This window comes from Pseudoxanthomonas helianthi (assembly GCF_017939625.1).
GTDB lineage: Bacteria > Pseudomonadota > Gammaproteobacteria > Xanthomonadales > Xanthomonadaceae > Pseudoxanthomonas_A > Pseudoxanthomonas_A helianthi.
This window is the reverse complement of record NZ_JAGKTC010000001.1, coordinates 962,291-981,978: the sequence shown is the minus strand read 5'-3', so window position 1 is coordinate 981,978 and position 19,688 is coordinate 962,291. Positions and strand designations below refer to the sequence as shown.

Sequence of the window (19,688 nt, the reverse complement as noted above, 5' to 3'; positions counted from 1 at the left end):
TTCCAGCGGATTACCGATACGGATTTTCTTCGCCGCTCCCCGGCGGTCGCAGCGTATAGCGTTTGTAGGTCCACTGGTATTGCGCCGGATCGCGGCGCGCGACGCGTTCGACCGCGGCGTTGAGCGCGGCAGTGGCGACGGCGAGGTCCGGGTCGGCGATCTGCGCCGCCACCGGTTCGACGTGCAGGACGAATTCGAGGTCCGGGCCGCTGCGTTCGCACCACGCGCACAGCACCGGCGCGCCAGTGCGTTCGGCCAATCGCGAGACCAGGGTCATGGTCAAGGCGGGAATGCCGAAGAACGGCGCGAATTCGCCGTCGCCCTGCTTGGGCTGCTGGTCCGGCAGGATGGCGATGGCGCCGCCTTCCTTCAGTCGCTTCCACAACTGGCGCACCGCCGGCCCTTCGGCGCGCACCTGGGTCACCTCGGCGCCGCCGCGCGCGCGCAGCAGGAAGGCGTTGCCGACCGCCGATTCCGGGGGTGCGTAGACGAACGCGAACGGCCCGCGCGAGGCCAGCCATTGGTTGAGCAATTCCCAGTTGCCGAAGTGCGGGGCGATGACGATGACCCCGCGTCCCGCCGCGCGTGCGGCGTCGTACAGCGCGGCGCCGTGCTCGCCGCGCAGGCAGGCGAGGTTCTCGGCATGCGGCCGGGTCCAGAAGCGCAGGGTCTCCAGCGCCTGTCGTGCGGTGGTGCGCAGGATCGCCCGCCGCCATTCCTCGCGCTGGCCGGGCAGCAGCTCGGGGTAGGCCAGTTCCAGGTTGCGCCGAGCGACCCGGCTTTCGCGGGCGTCGATCTTCAGCCACAGCCACGCCAGCGCATCGGCCAGCCGCCGCAGCCAGGGCCATGGCAGGCGACAGAACAGGGCGACGGCGCGATGGAGCAGGGCGGCCAGGGTTTCGGGCTTCATCGGCGAAGTGTAACGGCCGGTAACCGCCCCCTTTGAAAAGGGGAGGCGTTCGCGTAGCGAACACGGGGGATTGACCAGCCATTCGGCTGTTGAAAGCGCACAACGGCGGTGAACAGCGGAAATCCCCTCCGTCCCCCTTTTGCAAAGGGGGAAGAAAAGCGAAGCTTCTTCGAGCTTCCTTCAACCCGCTTGCCCATGCTTTCCCTGATCCAGCGCGTTACCCACGCCTCCGTCAGCGTCGACGGGGAAACCATCGGCGCCATCGGCCCAGGCCTGCTGGCCCTGGTCGCGGTGGAGCCTGGCGACGGCGAGGCCCAGTTCCAGCGCATGGCCGAGCGCCTGCTCGGCTACCGGGTATTTGCCGACGAAGCCGGGCGGATGAACCGCTCGCTGGCCGATACCGGAGGCGGCCTGTTGCTGGTCAGCCAGTTCACCTTGGCCGCCGATACCCGGTCGGGCACCCGTCCGGGCTTCAGCACGGCCGCCCCGCCTGAACAGGCTGAACCCGGATTCAACCGTCTGGTCGAAATCTGCCGGCAAAAACACCCGCCAGGGGTGGAAACGGGGCGGTTCGGTGCCCATATGGTGGTCAGCCTGGTCAACGACGGCCCGGTGACCTTCCTGCTGCGGCCCTGACGTTTCACCGGCCAAGGGGTCCGCGGCGACCGGTTTGGCGAACTTTCGCCGGCCGGGGGTTGTATAATGCTAGGTTCCCCTCATCCTTCTCAGCCGGTGGCGCAAGCACTCATGGCCAACGAACGTCCTGCCCAGCAATCCGACATCAAGCTGTTGATCAGCAAGGGCCTCGAGCAAGGTTACCTGACCTACGCCGAAGTCAACGACCACCTGCCCGACGACATGGTCGATCCGGAGCAGATCGAAGACATCATCGGCATGATCAACGGCATGGGCATCGATGTCCATGAAGTCGCGCCCGATGCCGAAACCCTGCTGCTGGCCGGCGAAGCCGCCGGCAACCGCGAAGTCGACGAAACCGCCGCCGAGGAAGCCGCCGCGGCGTTGACCTCGCTCGACACCGAAGGCGGCCGCACCACCGACCCCGTGCGCATGTACATGCGCGAGATGGGCACGGTCGAGCTGCTGACCCGCGAAGGCGAAATCGCCATCGCCAAGCGCATCGAGGAAGGCCTGGCCCAGGTGCAGGCCTCGTTGGGCAACTTCCCGTGGTCGGTCGAACTGCTGCTGGAGGAATACGCGCAGCACAAGGCCGGCAAGAAGCGCCTCGGCGAGGTCGTGGTCGGTTTCAACGACCTCGAGGAACCGGAAGAAGCGCCGCCGGTCGAGGCCGTCAGCGAACCCGCCGGCGATGCCGACGACGAGGACGAAGACGAGGACGTCGGCGGCGACGCCGAGGAAGCCGCGCCGACCGGTCCCGATCCGGAAGAAGTCGCCCGCCGCATGCAGGCGCTGGCCGATGCCCACGGCAAGTTCAAGAAGTCGTACGCGAAGAACGGCGCCGAGCACAAGGCCGTGGCCAAGCTGCGCGGCGAGATGGCCGAGATCTTCGTCACCCTGAAGCTGCCGCTGCCGCTGACCGACATGCTGGTCCGCAAGGTCCGCGACGTGCTCAACCAGATCAAGGAACGCGAACGCCGCGTGCTGCACCTGGCCACCCACATCGCCAAGATGCCGCGCAAGGACTTCATCCGTTCGTGGGAAGGCAACCAGGTCAACCTGGGCTGGGTCGACGATGCGCTGAAGCGCAAGCAGAAGTGGTCCAGCGGCCTGCGCGAGGTCAAGGACAAGATCGTCGCCGAGCAGGAAGCCACCATCGCCATCGAACAGGCGATGCAGCTGAGCCTGGCCGACATCAAGGAAATCAGCCGCGCGATGGCCTACGGCGAAGCCAAGGCGCGCAAGGCCAAGAAGGAAATGGTCGAGGCCAACCTGCGCCTGGTCATCTCCATTGCCAAGAAGTACACCAACCGCGGCCTGCAGTTCCTCGACCTGATCCAGGAAGGCAACATCGGCCTGATGAAGGCGGTGGACAAATTCGAATACAAGCGCGGCTACAAGTTCTCGACCTACGCCACCTGGTGGATCCGCCAGGCGATCACCCGCTCGATCGCCGACCAGGCGCGCACCATCCGCATCCCGGTGCACATGATCGAGACGATCAACAAGCTGAACCGCATTTCCCGCCAGATGCTCCAGCAGTACGGCCGCGAGGCCACGCCGGAGGAGCTGGCCAAGGAAATGGACATGCCCGAGGACAAGATCCGCAAGGTCATGAAGATCGCCAAGGAACCGATCTCCATGGAGACGCCGATCGGCGACGACGAGGATTCGCACCTGGGCGACTTCATCGAGGACACCAACGTCGAGTCCCCGATCGAAACCACCACCAACATCAACCTGATGGAAACGGTGCGCGACGTGCTGGCCGGGCTGACCCCGCGCGAGGCCAAGGTGCTGCGCATGCGCTTCGGCATCGACATGAACACCGACCACACCCTCGAGGAAGTCGGCAAGCAGTTCGACGTCACCCGCGAGCGCATCCGCCAGATCGAGGCCAAGGCCCTGCGCAAGCTGCGCCATCCGAGCCGTTCGGAACAGCTGCGTTCGTTCCTCGACATCGACTGATCCCGCGCCCTTTGCGGAAAAGAAAAAGCCCCGCCTGTGCGGGGCTTTTTCGTTGCATCGCGGCGACGAGTCAGGCGTCGTAGAAGAACTGTTCGCGCACGATCTTGCCGTCGCGGACCTGGTAAAGGCACATCTCTTCCATCTGCATGCGGCCCTGGCCCTTCATGGTCACGTCCAGCGACATCGGCACGCTGAACCAGTTGCCGGACACCGATGGTTCGCCGACGCTGCCGCCATGGACCTGTTCCACCGCTTCGCCCCAGGCCTTGCCCTTGGCGCGGATCGCATCGAGGCCCTTGGCATTGCCCAACGGACCATTGGCCATCGCCGGCATCTCGATGTTCTCGGCGTCGTCGGCGAACAACTCGTCGTAGACCTGCTCGTACTGGCCTTCGCGGCACAAGGCGACCAGGCGTTCGGCGATCTGCTGCGTGTTCATCATCGGATCCTCCTGCGGGATGGGCGGGCAGGATAACGCCGCGGCGCGACGGTTCGGTGACGCGCCGCGACGCGTGCGGACGGGCGGCATGCTAGCCTCGCGCGGCCCCGCAATGCATCAATGGAGAACGCGATGATCCGCAAAGCCGGTTGCCTGGCCCTGTTCGCCTGCCTCGCCGCGCTGCCTGCCGCGCACGCTTCCGAAGCCGGCATGCGCGCCTACGAGGCGGTCGATCCGTTCATCGGCACCGGCGGCGAAGGCCACACCTTTCCCGGCGCGACGGTGCCGTTCGGCATGGTGCAGCTGAGCCCGGACACGCGCATCCAGCCGCGCAAGGACGCCTACGGCTGGGCCGCCGGCTACCGCCATTCCGACGATACCATCGTCGGTTTCTCGCATACGCATTTTTCCGGCACCGGACATTCGGACCTGGGCGACGTGCTGCTGATGCCGGTCTCGGGCGAGGCGAAGCTGGAACGCGGCGACCCGGCCAAGCCCGGCAGCGGTTACACCTCGCGCTTCTCGCACGACAACGAGCAGGCCAAGCCGGGCTACTACGCGGTCACCTTGTCCGACTACGGCGTGCGCGCGGAGCTGACCGCAACCGCACGCGCCGGCGTGCATCGCTATGCATTCCCCAAAGGAAAACCGGCGCACGTGCTGGTCGACCTGCGCACCTCGATGTACGACTACCCCGGCAAGGTGCAGTGGTCGCGCATCCGCCTGCGCCCTGACGGCACCATCACCGGCTTCCGCGAGACCCGTGGCTGGGCGCCGGGGCGGCAGCTGTATTTCGCGCTGCGCTTCTCGCGCCCGCTGACCGGACACGAATTCCACGACACCGAACAGGACGTCCCGTACAAGGGCTTCCCGCCGCCGGGCGAAAAGGACCCGGCACAGCGCGCGCAGATCGAGGGCCGGCAGCTGGTCGCGCGCTTCGACTTCGGCGATGCCGGCGCGACACCCGTGCTGGCCAAGCTGGCGATTTCGCCGGTCAGCGAAGAAGGCGCCATCGCCAACCTCGACGCCGAAGTACCGCAATGGGACTTCGACGGCGTGCGCGCGGCGGCACAGCGCGCCTGGGCCGATGCGTTGGGCGCGGTCGACGCCGAAGGCGACGAAAGCCAGCGCAAGCGTTTCTACACCGCGCTGTACCACACGCTGCAGGCGCCGAGCCTGTTCATGGACGTCGATGGCCGCTATCGCGGCCCCGACAATGCGGTGCACCAGGCCAAAGGCTTCACCAATTACTCCACGTTCTCGCTGTGGGACACCTATCGCGCGCTGCATCCGTTGCTGACCCTGGTACAGCCGGAAAAGCGCAACGCGGACTTCGTCAATTCGCTGCTCGCGCACCGGCGCCACAGTCCCTACGGCATCCTGCCCGTGTGGTCGTTCCACGGACTGGAAACCTGGTGCATGGTCGGCTACCACGCGGTGCCGGTGATCGCCGATGCCTACATGAAGGGCATCCATGGCTTCGATGCCAACGAGGCGCTGGACGCGATGGTCGCGAGTGCGTCCTACGGGCCCTACGACGGCATCCGCCAGTACATGGAACTAGGCTACGTGCCGATCGATGAGGAAGGCGAGGCCGCGTCGAAGACGCTGGAATACGCGTTCGACGACTGGACGATTTCCCGCATGGCGCTGACGATGGGCCGCAAGGACGTCGCGGCGCAGTTCGCGAAGCGCGCTGCCAACTGGAAGCACGCCTTCGACCCGCAGACCGGCTTCATGCGCGCGCGCAAGCGCGACGGCAACTTCCGCACGCCGTTCGATCCCGATGCCAGCGGCTATGGCACCGACTACACCGAAGGCAACGCCTGGCAGTATTCGTGGTACGTGCCGCAGGACGTGGCGGGCCTCGCCGCCGCGCACGGCGGCACGGACAAATTGCTGGCGCGGCTCGACGCGGTGTTCGACGCCAAGGTCGACCCGAAGGTATTCGCGCACATGGAGGACATCACCGGCCTGATCGGCTGGTACGCGCACGGCAACGAGCCCAGCCACCACGTCGCCTACCTGTACGCCTACGCCGGCCAGCCGTGGCGCACCCAGGCGCGGCTGAAGCAGGTGATGGACACGCAGTACAAGCCCACGCCCGACGGCCTGGCGGGCAACGACGATCTCGGCCAGATGTCGGCGTGGTATGTGTTCACCGCGCTCGGCTTCTATCCGGTGGCGCCGGGCAGCAACGAGTACATCCTCGGCCGTCCGTTCCTGCCGCGCGCAACGTTGAACCTGCCCAACGGCAAGCGCTTCACCGTGGTCGCCGACGACCTGGACGACGCGCATCCCTACGTCGGCCGCGTCACCCTGGACGGCAAGCCGCTGCCGCGCGCCTTCCTGCGCCACGCCGAGGTGATGGCCGGTGGAGAACTGCGCTTCACCATGCAGGCCGAACCGAACCGCGACTGGCCCAGCGCCGGTGCGGAGCAGCCGTACTCGATGTCCGCGCCAGCGCGCTGAGCGTTGGCCGGACTGCGCGCATCGCCTAGAATTCCGCGTCTCGCGGGCCTATAGCTCAACGGTTAGAGCAGGGGACTCATAATCCCTTGGTTCCAGGTTCGAATCCTGGTGGGCCCACCACAAAACCCTCGGGTCATGGGGGGCCGCTACCTGGCGAGTGCTGAACTTTGTTGTCAAAGTCGGCTGATAGCGAGACCTCGTTGTCTGTAAGCGCGGTTAGGTCCTGGTGGAGAGGGTCGATACTGTCAGCCTGGACGTTGGCCCAGTCCAACCACAGGTCTAGCTTCAGCTGGTCCGCAGCCAGTAGATTCATGTTCTGGAAGTGCTTCGCCACGGCAGTGCGGTAGGCGCGAATGGAAGCAGCCTTCTGCCAAGACCGGGCAGCCTGAATTAGGCGCTCCCGTAGAATCTTCTTGATTTCTGCCCTCCTGGCATCGTTGACGCGAGTCTGGCGCTTCTCCGCTCTTGCGATGGCCTGAACGCGGAGGTCCTCGTCGTGAGCGCGCCCAGCGGCAGCGACCAATGGGATGCCGGCAACGATGGCAGCGATCTCGTTCTCCAAGGAGTGCTTTTCGTCGCCCCAGCGCCCTTTTATACCCGGACCCACGTAGGAGAGGACCTTGAACTCCATGAGTCCTGTCCCAGCGAGCTTGTTCCGCGGGTGCATCGCCTTCCAATTCGGCCTGGTTTTAGCTGCTGCTTTCAGGCGGGGCGGTGGCTCATGAGGCCAAATGACTTTTTTCATCTTCTCGATCAGACAAACCCGCATGCGATGGGCGCCATAGAGCACCCAAGTGTCCGAATTGTCGTCAACGACCCACTTTGCGCCCATCGATTCGGTCGCATAGATCAGGGCGCTGCATATGCGCAGTGCGAGTTGGAACTGTTCGGGGCTTACACGGATATCGAGGTGCTTCTTGGCGACGTCCAGGCCCTGTTTCCCATGGACTTCGTCAAACCTCATTCCCTTGGCTGCGGCTTGCGTGGCCACCACCAGCGGGTGCGCGTCAGTTAGATCGCTTGGAATCGCGATCTGGCCGGCTTCTGTGCATACATCCTTCCTAGCCATGTGAATTTTCCCAAACAGGGATTTCCAGCAGGGTAGGAGAGTGGCTGTGATGGCGGCGCTATCTCGCGGAGGCTCATTCCGAATTGAGATTGGCGGGCGTCTGTTAATGGAGAGCTGCCGAGTTCCGCGGGCTTGGCTCCATTTCTAATCAATTAGTTAGGCTGCGTATTCAGCGGCACGCGCGCCACCATCCGCGATGGTGGCGAAGGTTTGGCCAACCCGGTCAAGTCGCGCCAGCCATCGATCAGGTGGCAAGCCCCGGAGAAATCCGGGGCTTTTCTTTGCCGGGCACCCTGGCGGCACAGAGGAAAAAACCGTCAGCTTTGGATGAAGGCAAGCAGGTCGGGATTGATGACGTCCGCGTTGATCGTCAGCATCCCGTGCGAATAGCCCGGATACACCTTGAGCGTGCCGTTCTTCAGCAGCTTGACCGCCAGCTTGGCCGAATTGTCGATCGGCACTACCTGGTCGTCGTCGCCATGCATCACCAGCGTGGGCACGTCGATCGACTTGAGGTCTTCGGTCTGGTCGGTTTCCGAGAAGGCCTTGATGCCGTCGTACAGCGCCTTCGCGCCGCCGGTCATGCCCTGGCGCCACCAGTTGTTGATCACGCCCTGCGAGACCTTGGCTCCCGGCCGGTTGAATCCGTAGAAAGGCCCGCTGGGGAAATCCAGGAAGAACTGGGCGCGATTGGCTGCCACCGCCGAACGGATGCCGTCGAAAACCTCGATGGGCAGGCCGCCGGGATTGGTAGCGGTCTTCAACATGAGCGGAGGAACTGCGCTGACCAGTACGGCCTTGGCGACCCGGCCCTGTGGCTGGCCGTGCTTGGCGACATAGCGCGCGACTTCGCCACCGCCGGTCGAGTGCCCGATATGGACGGCGTCGCGCAGATCCAGATGCTCCACGACGGCCGCGACATCCGCGGCGTAATGGTCCATGTCGTGACCCTCGCCGACTTGGCTGGATCGGCCGTGTCCACGCCGGTCATGGACGATGACGCGGAAGCCCTTGTCGAGGAAATACAGCATCTGGGTATCCCAGTCGTCGCCTGTGAGCGGCCAGCCGTGATGGAAGACGATGGGTTGGGCTGTCTTGGGACCCCAGTCCTTGAAATAGATCTCGACTCCGTCTTTGGTGGTGACTGTACTCATGGTTCATTGCTCCTGGGGGATTGGGAAACTTCGAGACGAAGCATCGGCTCGCCGGTGTCGCCCCTTCTTTCTACATTCAGTGCAGGACAATGTCATTACCGAGCTTCGCGCAGGATGCGATGCATCGGCCGACACTTTGCGCCTTACAGCCTGCCTGAGCACGTCAACGCAAGGAAAAGTGATGTGGATCTCGATGGCGACCGAACGGCGCCTTCGCTTTCAACATCGTTGCCCCATCGTGGTGCATCGAAATTCACGCCGCGATTCTCCAGGGCCGGAGGCGACGTACAATCCTCGGCGGGGATCTCGATCGAACGCATGGGAGAGTGAAAGTGCGCGTGATGTGCCTGAATGGCTGGGGAGGAACGCTGTACGAGCCTCTCGAGGCGTACGTGGCCGAAGTCGCTCCCGATGTTCTCTGCCTGCAAGAGGTGGTGCACACGCCAGCGTCTTCGAAAGACATCCTGACCTACCGTGATGGATCCCACGTCCTTCCGCAACGCGCCAATCTGTTTCGCGACATTTCCCGGATACTGCCGGACCACGTCGCGGTCTTCGCGCCAGCCGCGCAGGGCGTGCTATGGGATGGAGACCAGCAAATCCCATCGCAATGGGGCTTGGCGACTTTCGTGCACAAATCGTTCCCGATCATCGCCCAGCACCAGGGCTTCGTGCACAAGACGTTTTCGCCCAACGGGTACGGCGATCACCCGAGATCCAGGAGCGCGCATGCGGTCCGACTCTACGACTTCGAACGCGATTGGCCCATATGCATTGCGCACATGCATGGGCTGCGCGACATGGCGGGGAAAATCGATACGCCCGAACGCGAAGCCCAAAGCAGGCGATTCGCCCGGATCTGCCAGGCAGTCATGGAGGATGGCGATCGTTTGGTGGCCTGTGGCGATTTCAACGTGGAGCCTTCGAGCAGCACCTTCGTCGAGCTGGGAAAGCTGGGTTTGGTCGACCTGGTCACGTCGAGAGGATTCACGGACACGAGGACTTCGCACTACAAGAAGACGGGGCGGTACGCCGACTACCTGCTGGTCAATCAGTTCGTCCAGCCCATCTCGTTCGACGTGATCGGTCTTCCCGAGGTGTCGGATCACCGCCCTTTGCTGTTGGAACTCTGAGAAACAGCAGGGACGGCGCCCAGCCAGGCTGACGGGGCTTGGCAGCACTAACGGATCATCCGGAATGTGCAATGCTTTCGCGCCCCGATACCTCTGCCGGATCGATGCCCGAGCCCGTCGCCAATGAACTGCTCAAGACCTCGTTGATCGAGGTCCGCGACGTCGTTTATTCGGGAACTTCCACGGGTATCGGCGAATGGGAACAAGTGGCGAAGACGCAACTGGTCTTCGTGTACCGGGGGACCTTCCTGCGCCATGTCGGCGGAGAAGAGGTGGTCGCCGATGCGAGCCAGGTGCTGTTCTTCAACGCCGACGAACCCTATCGGATCAGCCGTCCCCATCCGGGCGGCGATGCCGGTCTGGTGTTCGAAGTCGACGAAGCCATGCTGCGGGAAATCGCCCCGGCGGCACTACTTCGTGATGGCGAGCCATTGCGCTTCCGCATGCAACGGCTGCGCATAGATCCGCGCGCACAAGTCCTGGTGGCGCTGTTGCGGCACAGCCTGCGCGAAGGTGTCGCCGACAGCCTCGAGGGCGAAAGCCTCGCGCTGACCCTGGTGCAGCGCGCGATCGGTCCGCGTACGGCGCACGCCGCCGGTGCCAGCCATGGCCGCCAGCGCCTGGTCGACCGGGCGAAACTGGTGCTGGCGGGCGATCTGGCGCGGCGTTGGACCCTGGCCGAGGTGGCGGCCGAGGTCGGTGTGTCCGCGGTGTACCTGACCCAGAGCTTCCGCGACGTCGAGGGCGTGCCGCTGTATCGCTACCAGCTGCGCCTGCGCCTGGCGCGGGCCCTGGATCTGCTGGGCGAATACGAAGACCTCAGCGCGCTCAGCCACGGACTGGGTTTCTCCAGCCACAGTCATTTCAGCGCGGCGTTCCAGCAGGCCTACGGGCGCACGCCCACCGAATTCCGCCAGCTTGTCCTGCAGCGCCGCAATCCCGCAGGTCGCTAAAGATTTCGACAGCCGGGGCAATGCGGCTGTTGTCTACTGGGCACCGGGCAATCCTGCCCGGCCGGAGAAACGACATGAGCGAGAAGACCTGCGCCGCCTGCGATTGCGAGCTCGATGCGGACGCCATCCAGGTGAAGATCGGCGGCAAGACCGTGGAAGTGTGTTGCGACGAATGCGCCGCCAGGCTAAAGGAATCGTACGCATCCGCGTCGAGTCCCTGAGCTGAAGCCGGCCTGTTCGCGGCCGGCACCTGAAAGCTGAAATCGGCCGGCGTCTTCCGCCGGGCCACCGATGCCAGGGCACGCACTGTTGCCTTGGCCTTTAACACCCGACGTCCCCAGCCGTTGCTCCGTGCAACGGCACGGACAGCTATTGCCCAAAGAACGCGAGGCCACGACAGATGAAGGACATCATGATCAACCGCAGGCGCTTCATTGGAACGCTCGCCTGCATCGGCGGGGCGCTGGCGCTGCCAGGCGTCGCGCGTGCGATGACGCAGGCGCAGACCGTCCTGCCGCTGGACGCCGCTGCTTTCCACGGCATGAGGCGGTTCGCCAAAACCCCGTTCGGTGAGATCGCGTATGTCGAGCGCGGTACGGGTGCCGCGGCGCTGTTCCTGCACGGCTTCCCGCTCAACGGGTTCCAGTGGCGGGGTGCATTGCCGCGACTTTCTCCCTATCGGCGTTGCATCGCTCCCGATTTCCTCGGCATGGGCTTCACCCGCGTCGCCGACGGCCAGGGCGTGGGACCCGACGACCAGGTGGCCATGCTGGTCGCCCTGTTGGACGAACTGGGCGTGACCGACGTGGATGTCGTCGCCAACGACAGCGGCGGCGCGGTGGCGCAGTTGCTGATGCTGAGGTATCCGGATCGCGTGCGTTCGGTCCTGCTGACCAATTGCGACACCGAAATCGAAAGTCCGCCGTCGGCGATGCTGCCGGTGATCGCACTCGCCAGGCAAGGCAAATACGTGGACGAATGGCTCGCACCATGGTGGAAGGACAAGGCCCTTGCGCGTTCGTCCAAGGGCATCGGCGCGATGTGCTACGCGGATCCGTCGCATCCTGACGACGAAGCCATCGACATGTACTTCGGCCCGCTGCTTTCCACCCGTCGCCGCACCGCGCTGGCCGATGCGTATGCGGTCGCGCTCGAGCGGAATGCATTGAGCGGCACCGAGTTGGCCCTGCAGCACAGCCGTATCCCGGTGCGCGTGGTCTGGGGCCGGGCGGACACGATCTTCTCGCCGAAGAACGCGGACTATCTCGATTACGCCTGCGGGGGTTCGCGAGGCATTCGCTGGCTCGAGGACAGCAAGCTGTTCTGGCCGGAGGAACGCCCGGACGTCATCGCCGAAGAAGCGCTTCGGTTGTGGAACGCACGGTCGTCGGAAGCGGAGATCGCGTCATGAAGGGACAAGTCCGCCTGCTTGCCGCCGCTCTCGCCTCGGCAGGTTGCCTGTCGCCGGCCGTCGCATCCGACCATCTCGATTCGCCGACCGTCATCGCCGATCCTGCGGCCGACATCGGCGATCTCTACGCGTGGATGTCCCCGGACGGCCAACGCCTGAACCTGGTCATGGATGTCGTCGGAAAGCGCTTCTCCGATCGGATCGCCTATGTGTTCCATGTCGACAGCGGCCGGCGTTTCGGGAAAGCCGCGACCACGACGACGATCGACTGCCGCTTCGATGCCGCCGGACTTGCACGCTGCGAAGCGGCTGGCGACCGCGCCAGCGGCGTCGCGGACCGTCCAGCCGGCATCGAAAGCCAGAAGCGTACGTTCCGGGTGTTCGCCGGACTACGTGACGATCCTTTCGCCAACAACGTCCGCGGCACGGGCCAGGCGTACGAAGTGGCGGAGCGGGCGCTGAAGGCAGGCATCGCGAAGGATCCGGCCGGTTGCCCCGCCTTCGACGCCTCCATCGCCCGTGAGATGCTGGATCGCTGGCGTCATACCGATGGTGCCCCGGCGAAGAATTTCCTCGCCGGCTGGAAGACCGGCGCGCTGGTGGTGTCGATCGATGTCGCGTCGGTGGATCGCGGCGGCGAATTGCTGGCGGTGTGGGCTGGCGCCTATGCGCTCGGCGCGCATGGCCGGGGTTCGCGCCTGGACCGGATGGGACGGACGCTGACGGGCAATGCCCTGCTTGGCTTGTTCGATTCCGAGGAAAACGCCAATCGTCGCAAGGAGCAATACAACCGCGCTGCGCAAAAGGACTGGGAGAGCTTCGTTCCCGACATCGAGAAGTCGCTGGCCGTGTACGACGCCTTCGATGGCGTGTGCGGCAACCAATGGCTTGCGGCGGGCGCGGCGACACCGGATCGCTATCGCAATCTGGCGCGCCTGTTGGCCGACGACCGGTTGTGGGTCGACACCCGGCGCAAGGAATGCAAGCGCTACATGGCGGTGGAACAAAGCCTGGATGTTCGATCTTCCGATTGCGGGGGCCGGACGCCCATCGGCGATGCGGTCGACGTATATCGTTCCTTGCTGATCAACGGAAGCGAAGCCGGGGTAGAGGACGGCGTCGTGGAAGACGACAAGGTGCATTCGACAACCGACTTTCCGTTCCTGGCCGAGCCATGACCCGCCGCATCCGCTTCCTGTCGCGCGCCCTGCTGGCGCTTGCGGGACTCTGCGCCACGCTCGCCGACGCGCATCCGGCAACGACATTCGGCGAGATCGCCCTCGGGAACCTGGACCACCTGCTCGAGCAGCCCAGCGATCCGCCTGCGCGAATCGAGCTGTTGCTGGCCAAGTCCCGCTTCCAAGGCGATTACGCCGCGCTCGACCAAGCCGCCACGCTGGGCGAGGCGTTGCCGGAGGACGAGGAGGGTCTGCTGCTGAGGGCACGCACCCGCGCGGCGGTGCATCGATTCGCCGAGGCGCTGGGCGATCTGCGTGAGGCCGAACGATTGGGTGCCAGCGAACACCGGCTCGCCGGCCAGCGAGCAGTGATCCTCATCGCGACTGGACAGGCGACCCGCGTGCTTGCCTCGCTGGAATCGGATGCCCTGGCGCAACCCGGTTATGCATCGCACAGCGCATTGGCCAGCGCCTATGCGGAGGTCGGCCGCTACCGGGACGCCGACCGGCAATACCGCGAAGCGCTTGCGAGCCTGGCAACCACTTCGCCGTTCCCTTACGCGTGGATACATTTCGCACTCGGCCTGATGTGGTCGGAGCAGGCGGGCGACGTCCGTCGTGGCGAAGCCGAATACCGGCGGGCGCTGGCCTACCTCCCGCAGTTCGCGGTGGCGAACATCCACTTGGCCGAGATCGAGTCGCGTCGCGGCGACCTGCCCTCGGCGCAGGCACGCCTCATCCCCATCGTGGAAGCAACAGGGGAGCCAGAAGCGCTTGCCCTGCTGGGTGAAATCCGCAGACGGGCTGGCCACCAGGTTGTTGGGGAACGCGACATCTCGGAAGCCGCACAACGCTATCGGTCCTTGCTGGAGCGCCATCCGCTGGCCTTCGCCGACCACGCCGCCGAGTTCTATCTCGGTGCGGGGGCGGATCCGCGGAGCGCCATGGCACTGGCCCTGCGCAACCTGGATAACCGGCCCACCCCGCGCGCCTTCGCACTGGCGATCCGCGCCGCCATGGTCAGCCGCGGCGATGCCTGTGGGCTCGTCGGGCGGATGCAATCGGCGTTCGATGCCGCGGACCCGCCGCCGGCGACACGGATCGAGTGGGAGCGGAGGGCGGTCGGCACGAGCGGCGTAAGTTGCCGTGGAGGGGCCGCTCGGGCGCATGATCGGCAGCAGGATTCGACGGCAGGCCGGCGGCCTCGTGTCGAGCGGTTTGCCGACCCGGGAATCCACCAGCCGCTGCTCGTTTTGAAATAACGTAAACTATTGAATATAAACAACTTAATGGAAGTTCGTTGCACCCCCGGAATTCTGGGAACTTCCAGAGGCTTTAGCAGTCGAACTCCCCGACTGCTAGTATCCATGACCATGAGCCAGAACTCCGTTTCCCCGGCCACCGCCCTGGTGGCGAACAACCTGCCCATCCCCAGTGCGCTCGGCTCGCTGGAGGCCTACATCGGCGCGGTCCACCAGATCCCGGTGCTGGCCGTCGACGAAGAGCAGCAGCTGGCCCGCCGCTATCGCGACCACGAAGACCTCGACGCCGCGCGCGAGCTGGTGCATTCGCACCTGCGTTTCGTCGTGCACGTGGCCCGCGGCTACAACGGCTACGGCCTGCCGCTGGGCGACCTGATCCAGGAAGGCAATATCGGCCTGATGAAGGCGGTCAAGCGTTTCGACCCCGACATGGGCGTGCGCCTGGTCAGCTTCGCCGTGCACTGGATCCGTGCCGAGATGCACGAGTTCATCCTGAAGAACTGGCGCATCGTCAAGGTCGCCACGACCAAGGCGCAGCGCAAGCTGTTCTTCAACCTGCGCAAGTCGAAGACCCGCCTGGGCTGGTTGAACGCCGAGGAAGTCAGCGCGGTCGCCAAGGACCTCAACGTATCCGAACGCGAAGTGCTGGAAATGGAATCGCGCCTGTCCGGCCGCGATATCGGCTTCGATGCGCCCGCCGACGAGGACGAGGAACACGCGCCGCCGTCGCCGGCCAGCTATTTGGTCGCGCACGACGAGGATCCGTCGATGGCCTACGAGCGCGCCGACAGCGAGGACAACCAGCTGGAACTGCTGCGCGAAGGCCTGGCCGGCCTGGACCAGCGTTCGCGCGACATCATCAAGCGCCGCTGGCTGGACGCCGACAGCAAGATCACGCTGCAGGAACTGGCCGACGAATACGGCGTGTCCGCCGAACGCATCCGCCAGATCGAAGCGAACGCGCTGAAGAAGATGAAGGCGTTGTTCGCCGCCTGAACGGCTTGCATCACGCAATGAAGAAAGGCCCGGGTAAGACCGGGCCTTTTCGTTTTCATGCGTCGTCGCGGTTTTCCGGCGGTCGCGCCACCGGCAAATGCCAGCCGCGGCGGATGGCCATATAGCGCAGGCCGAAACACAGCGCGGCGCCGACCGCCATCGCCGGTACCTGCGGCAACTGCAGCGCATGCGCGACGGCGACCACCCCCGCGCCGGCCAGCGCCGCCACCGCGTACAGGTCGGCCTGCAGCACCACCGGAATCCTCGCCACCAGCACGTCGCGGGCGATGCCGCCGCCGATACCGCTGAGCATGCCCAGCAAGGTTGCGGCGAACGGCGAGGCGCCGTGCGCCAGCGCCTTGTCGGTGCCGAGCACCGCGAACAGCGCGAGGCCGGCCGCGTCGAAAACCTGCACGGGATTGCGCAGGCGTTCGATCGCCTCGTGGCGATGGAACGTCAGCAGGCCCGCAAGCATCGCCACGCCGAGGTAGCGCCAGTCGGCGAGCGATGCCGGCGGCAACGCGCCGATCACCACGTCGCGGACGATGCCGCCCGAAACCGCGGCCGCGCAGGCCAGCACCAGTACGCCGAACAGGTCCAGCCGATAGCGCACCGCCAACGTGCCGCCGCTGAGCGCGAACACGAAGGTGCCGATGAAATCGAACAGCAGCAGGAGGGTGGACACGGCGCGGAACGTGGCAGTCGGATCCCCAAGGATCGCAGCGCCGGCAACGCTTGTCACCCGCGGTTTCCGGACTGCGCAAGATCCGGATATCCGGCCCCTCTACGCCACAGGACCATGGCATCCCCTTCACAGGAACCGCTGCCATGTCCTTCCGTTTCACCGGCCTCGCGCCGGAACCTTTCGCACCGTTGTGGTCCCTCGACGATGCGGCGCTGGCGCAACGCGACATCCGCCGCGTCGTCGCCGACAGCGACCGCGGCTTTCCCTGCCGGATTTCATTGCAGAACGCCCGGGTGGGCGAAACCGTGCTGCTGTTGCCGCACGGGCACCACGACGTCGCCGGGCCGTATCGCGCCAGCGGGCCGATCTTCGTCCGCGAGAACGTGGCGCAGGCGATATACGAGAACGAAGTGCCGCCTTCCTTCCATCCGCGCCTGCTGTCGCTGCGCGGCTACGATGCGAGCGGCTGGATGCACATGGCCGAGGTCGTCGAAGGGGCTGAGCTGGAAGCCGCCATCGCCGAATTTTTCGCCCGCGACGATATCGCTTATCTGCACGTGCACAACGCGCGGCCGGGTTGCTATGCCTGCCTGGTCGAACGCGCCTGACCGTCGTCGCTGTCGCCGAGGATGATCCGCGCGCCGCGCTGGTAGCTCCAGTACGCCCACGCCCAGTTCAACAGCACGACCAGGCGGTTGCGGAAGCCGATCAGGAAGAACACGTGCGCGGCCAGCCAGAACCACCAGGCCAGCACGCCGGACAGTTTCAGCTTGCCCAGGTGCACGATCGCGGCCATGCGTCCGATCGTGGCCAGGTTGCCGAAGTCGCGGTAGCGGAACGCGGACGGTGGATCGGTCTTCGCCAGCCGCGTGCGGATCGCCTGCGCGACGTACCGGCCCATCTGCTTCGCCGCGGGCGCGACGCCGGGCACCGGCTTGCCATCGCTTTGCACCAAAGCAAGATCGCCACCGACGAAGATGTCCGGATGGCCCGGCACGCTCAGGTCCGGCTGCACGAGCACGCGCCCGGCGCGATCCAGGGGCACGCCCAGCGAACGCGCCAGCGGCGATGCGGCCACTCCTGCGGCCCAGACCACGGTGCGCGCGGCTACGAATTCGTCGCCGAGCCGATAACCTGCGGCGTTGATCTCGCCGACCGGTGTGCCGGTGACGACTTCGACGCCGAGTTTCCGCAGTTGCCGGCGCGCCTTTTCCGACAGGTCCTCGGGGAATGAAGACAGCACGCGCGGGCCGGCCTCGATCAGGCGCACGCGCGCCTCGGACGGATCGATGTGGCGGAATTCGTTCTTCAGGGTGTGCCGGGCGATCTCGGCCAGCGTGCCGGCCAGCTCCACGCCGGTCGGGCCGCCGCCGACGATGGCGAAGTTCAGCCACGCAGCGCGCGCGGCGGGATCGGTTTCGGCCTCGGCGCGTTCGAACGCCAGCAGCAACTTGCGGCGCAGGTCCAGCGCATCGTCCAGCGTCTTCAATCCCGGCGCATGCGGCGCCCAGTCGTCGTGGCCGAAGTAGGCGTGCGTGGCGCCGGCGGCGAGCAGCAGCCAGTCGAAACGCAGCACGTCGCCATCGTCCAGCGTCACGGTCTTCGCGTCGGGCGCGATGTCGCGCACTTCGCCCAGCCGCACTTCGACGTTTTCCTGCCGGCGCAGGATGTGGCGCAACGGCGCGGCGATGTCCGGCGCCGACAATCCGGCGGTGGCGACCTGGTACAGCAGGGGCTGGAACAGGTGGTGGTTGTGGCGATCGATCAACGTGATGCGCAACGCCTCGCCGGCCAGCGCGCGGGTCGCCCACAGGCCGGCGAAACCGCCGCCGATGATGACGAGATGTTTCATTGCACGGGCTCCGCGAGGGGAAGTGGATGCGCCGGCACGACCGCCGGCGCGCCGACCTGCCGGGGCATGCGGCCCAGCAGCTCGGGCAGGCGGTTGATGGCCGGACGATTGTCGCGCTGCAGGAGTTCCCAATGTCCGTAGGAAAACGGCGTGGCGTGCAGCAGATCGCAGGCATGGGCGGCGAAACGGGCGAGCGCGTCGGGAATCGCGATGGGCCGCGCGGGTGTCGGACGGTGCAGCGCGCGCATCGCGGCCAGGTGTTCGGCCAGCGTGCGCGCCTGCAGGCCGCCGAGGTCGTGTTCGCGCCGCGACGGTGCATTGGCGAGGACAAGCGCGGCGATGGCTTCGCCCAGGTCGCGCACGTCCAGCACCGCGATGCGCCCGGTGGCCCCGCGCGGCAGGGGATGCAGTGGCCAGCGTGCGACGCGCCGGATCCAGCGCGCGCCGAACCCGCCTTCACCGTCGAGCAGCGAGGGGCGCACGATGTGCCAGTCCGCGCCGCTGGCGCGCAGCGCGGTTTCGCCGTCGCGCTTGGAACGCAGGAAACCGCTGCGGGCGTCGGCGTCGAGTCCCAGGGCGGAGACATGGACCAGTCGCAGCCCGCGTTGCCGGCACGCTTCGGCCAGCGCGGCGGGGGCGAGGTGGTGCACGCGGCGATAAGTTTCGCGGCCGCGCTCGCGCAGGATGCCGACGCAGTTGACCACCGCGTCGCAGTCGCGGAGCGCTTCGTTCCAATCGGCGGCTTGCAGCAGCGATTCGAGCCGCGTTTCGCGGAATCCGAAGACGGGGGCGACCGTCGATCTGCGCCGCCGCCGCGGATGGCGGCTGCCGACCAGTACGCGGCAATCGCGCGCCGCGAGCGCTTCGACCACGTGGCGACCGATGAAGCCGGCGCCGCCCAGGACCAGTATCCGTCGTCCCTTTGCCTCGTCCAGCGCGCCCATCGCGATGGTCTCCGTTCGGAAATTTCTGTCTTGACAGAAATATATGGCAGAACTAGCCTCTGCGCAACTCCAGCCACCCCTGCCGCCATGCCTGCCGATCCGCTGTCCCCGCTGAGCCGCCGTTTCGTCCTGCACTGGGGCGAGATGGGCTCGCGCTGGGGGGTCAACCGCACGGTGGCGCAGATCCATGCGTTGCTGTTCCTGTCCGGGCGGCCGATGCACGCCGAGGAAATCGCGGACGTGCTGGTGGTGGCGCGTTCCAACGTCAGCAACAGTCTGCGCGAGCTGGTCAACCTCAATCTGGTCAGGGTGGTGCACCTGCTCGGCGACCGACGCGATCATTTCGAGACATCGAAAGACGTGTGGGAGCTGTTCCGCACCGTGGTGCGCGAACGAAAGGCGCGCGAGTTCGACCCCACCGTCGCGATGCTGCGGGAAATGGCCGCCGACCCGGCATTGAGCGAGGAGCCGCCCGATGCGCGTGCGCGGATCAGGGAAACCCTGGCGCTGATGGGCGCGTTGTCGTCGTGGGGCGAGGAGATGCTGCGGCTGGAACCGAAGACGCTGATGAAGCTGATGAAGCTGGGCGGCAAGATCCAGAAACTGCTGCGCGACGCCGGTTGACG

General features: G+C 65.9%; 19 protein-coding genes and 1 tRNA gene. 13 read left to right on the top strand and 7 right to left on the bottom strand.

Annotation, left to right across the window (positions count from 1 at the left end; translation table 11 throughout):
* Positions 1-10: 10 nt before the first annotated feature.
* Positions 11-910, bottom strand: coding sequence for a lauroyl acyltransferase (locus tag J5837_RS04435; RefSeq protein WP_210535496.1), 900 nt, complete (start codon positions 908-910; stop codon positions 11-13).
* A 195-nt stretch (positions 911-1,105) separates the two neighbouring features.
* Here J5837_RS04435 and dtd point away from each other — a divergent pair, with 195 nt between their 5' ends.
* Positions 1,106-1,546 carry a D-aminoacyl-tRNA deacylase gene (gene dtd, locus J5837_RS04430; protein WP_210535495.1) on the top strand — a complete coding sequence of 147 codons (441 nt, stop codon included), beginning with the start codon at positions 1,106-1,108 and terminating at the stop codon, positions 1,544-1,546.
* A gap of 111 nt (positions 1,547-1,657) precedes the next feature.
* Complete coding sequence (gene rpoD / locus J5837_RS04425; protein ID WP_210535494.1) at positions 1,658-3,514, top strand: RNA polymerase sigma factor RpoD; 1,857 nt, start codon at positions 1,658-1,660, stop codon at positions 3,512-3,514.
* 70 nt (positions 3,515-3,584) lie between these two features.
* On the opposite strand, the gene J5837_RS04420 is transcribed toward rpoD, so the two are convergent.
* The gene (locus J5837_RS04420; RefSeq protein WP_210535493.1) at positions 3,585-3,953 is read right to left on the bottom strand and encodes a nuclear transport factor 2 family protein; all 369 of its coding nucleotides are present in this window, start codon (positions 3,951-3,953) and stop codon (positions 3,585-3,587) included.
* Positions 3,954-4,085: 132 nt separating this feature from the next.
* Here J5837_RS04420 and J5837_RS04415 point away from each other — a divergent pair, with 132 nt between their 5' ends.
* Positions 4,086-6,425 (top strand): GH92 family glycosyl hydrolase, encoded by a 2,340-nt coding sequence (locus tag J5837_RS04415; RefSeq protein WP_244755617.1) that lies wholly within the window; start codon positions 4,086-4,088, stop codon positions 6,423-6,425.
* A 44-nt stretch (positions 6,426-6,469) separates the two neighbouring features.
* A tRNA-Ile gene (locus J5837_RS04410) sits at positions 6,470-6,545 on the top strand.
* Between the two features lie 13 nt (positions 6,546-6,558).
* Here the strand turns inward: J5837_RS04410 and J5837_RS04405 are convergent.
* Both J5837_RS04405 and J5837_RS04400 read right to left on the bottom strand, forming a co-directional pair.
* Positions 6,559-7,494, bottom strand: coding sequence for a hypothetical protein (locus tag J5837_RS04405; protein ID WP_210535491.1), 936 nt, complete (start codon positions 7,492-7,494; stop codon positions 6,559-6,561).
* Positions 7,495-7,811: 317 nt separating this feature from the next.
* The gene (locus J5837_RS04400; RefSeq protein WP_210535490.1) at positions 7,812-8,648 is read right to left on the bottom strand and encodes an alpha/beta fold hydrolase; all 837 of its coding nucleotides are present in this window, start codon (positions 8,646-8,648) and stop codon (positions 7,812-7,814) included.
* Between the two features lie 326 nt (positions 8,649-8,974).
* Here J5837_RS04400 and J5837_RS04395 point away from each other — a divergent pair, with 326 nt between their 5' ends.
* The 7 genes from J5837_RS04395 (at position 8,975) to rpoH (ending at position 15,581) form a co-directional block, all read left to right on the top strand.
* Positions 8,975-9,781 (top strand): endonuclease/exonuclease/phosphatase family protein, encoded by an 807-nt coding sequence (locus J5837_RS04395; RefSeq protein WP_210535489.1) that lies wholly within the window; start codon positions 8,975-8,977, stop codon positions 9,779-9,781.
* 71 nt (positions 9,782-9,852) lie between these two features.
* A complete protein-coding gene (locus tag J5837_RS04390) occupies positions 9,853-10,734 on the top strand; it encodes a helix-turn-helix transcriptional regulator (protein WP_210535488.1) in 882 nt (293 codons plus the stop codon).
* Between the two features lie 74 nt (positions 10,735-10,808).
* Entirely contained in the window at positions 10,809-10,955 is a 147-nt protein-coding gene (locus J5837_RS04385) for a hypothetical protein (protein WP_210535487.1), read from the top strand.
* A 179-nt stretch (positions 10,956-11,134) separates the two neighbouring features.
* Positions 11,135-12,145: an alpha/beta fold hydrolase gene (locus J5837_RS04380; protein ID WP_244755614.1), complete on the top strand. Its 1,011-nt coding sequence runs from the start codon at positions 11,135-11,137 to the stop codon at positions 12,143-12,145.
* Complete coding sequence (locus tag J5837_RS04375) at positions 12,142-13,323, top strand: DUF4331 family protein (RefSeq protein WP_210535486.1); 1,182 nt, start codon at positions 12,142-12,144, stop codon at positions 13,321-13,323. Before J5837_RS04380 ends, J5837_RS04375 begins: the two co-directional genes overlap by 4 nt.
* The gene (locus tag J5837_RS04370) at positions 13,320-14,585 is read left to right on the top strand and encodes a tetratricopeptide repeat protein (RefSeq protein WP_210535485.1); all 1,266 of its coding nucleotides are present in this window, start codon (positions 13,320-13,322) and stop codon (positions 14,583-14,585) included. The genes J5837_RS04375 and J5837_RS04370 overlap by 4 nt, the downstream gene beginning before the upstream one ends.
* Positions 14,586-14,696: 111 nt before the next feature.
* Positions 14,697-15,581 (top strand): RNA polymerase sigma factor RpoH, encoded by an 885-nt coding sequence (rpoH, locus tag J5837_RS04365; RefSeq protein ID WP_210535484.1) that lies wholly within the window; start codon positions 14,697-14,699, stop codon positions 15,579-15,581.
* 55 nt (positions 15,582-15,636) lie between these two features.
* Here rpoH and J5837_RS04360 read toward each other — a convergent pair whose 3' ends face one another.
* Positions 15,637-16,266, bottom strand: a complete 630-nt coding sequence (locus tag J5837_RS04360; RefSeq protein ID WP_210535483.1) for a trimeric intracellular cation channel family protein — start codon at positions 16,264-16,266, stop codon at positions 15,637-15,639.
* Positions 16,267-16,409: 143 nt separating this feature from the next.
* Between J5837_RS04360 and J5837_RS04355 the strand changes: the two genes are divergently transcribed.
* On the top strand, positions 16,410-16,874 hold the full coding sequence (locus tag J5837_RS04355) for a DUF1203 domain-containing protein (protein ID WP_210535482.1): 465 nt from the start codon (positions 16,410-16,412) through the stop codon (positions 16,872-16,874).
* Here J5837_RS04355 and J5837_RS04350 read toward each other — a convergent pair.
* A complete protein-coding gene (locus tag J5837_RS04350) occupies positions 16,847-18,118 on the bottom strand; it encodes an NAD(P)/FAD-dependent oxidoreductase (RefSeq protein ID WP_210535481.1) in 1,272 nt (423 codons plus the stop codon). The two genes, J5837_RS04355 and J5837_RS04350, sit on opposite strands and share 28 nt — an antisense overlap.
* Positions 18,115-19,062, bottom strand: coding sequence for an NAD(P)H-binding protein (locus tag J5837_RS04345; RefSeq protein ID WP_210535480.1), 948 nt, complete (start codon positions 19,060-19,062; stop codon positions 18,115-18,117). Before J5837_RS04345 ends, J5837_RS04350 begins: the two co-directional genes overlap by 4 nt.
* An 87-nt stretch (positions 19,063-19,149) precedes the next feature.
* On the opposite strand from J5837_RS04345, the gene J5837_RS04340 reads away from it, so the two are divergent.
* Entirely contained in the window at positions 19,150-19,686 is a 537-nt protein-coding gene (locus J5837_RS04340; RefSeq protein ID WP_210535479.1) for a GbsR/MarR family transcriptional regulator, read from the top strand.
* Positions 19,687-19,688 lie beyond the last annotated feature (2 nt).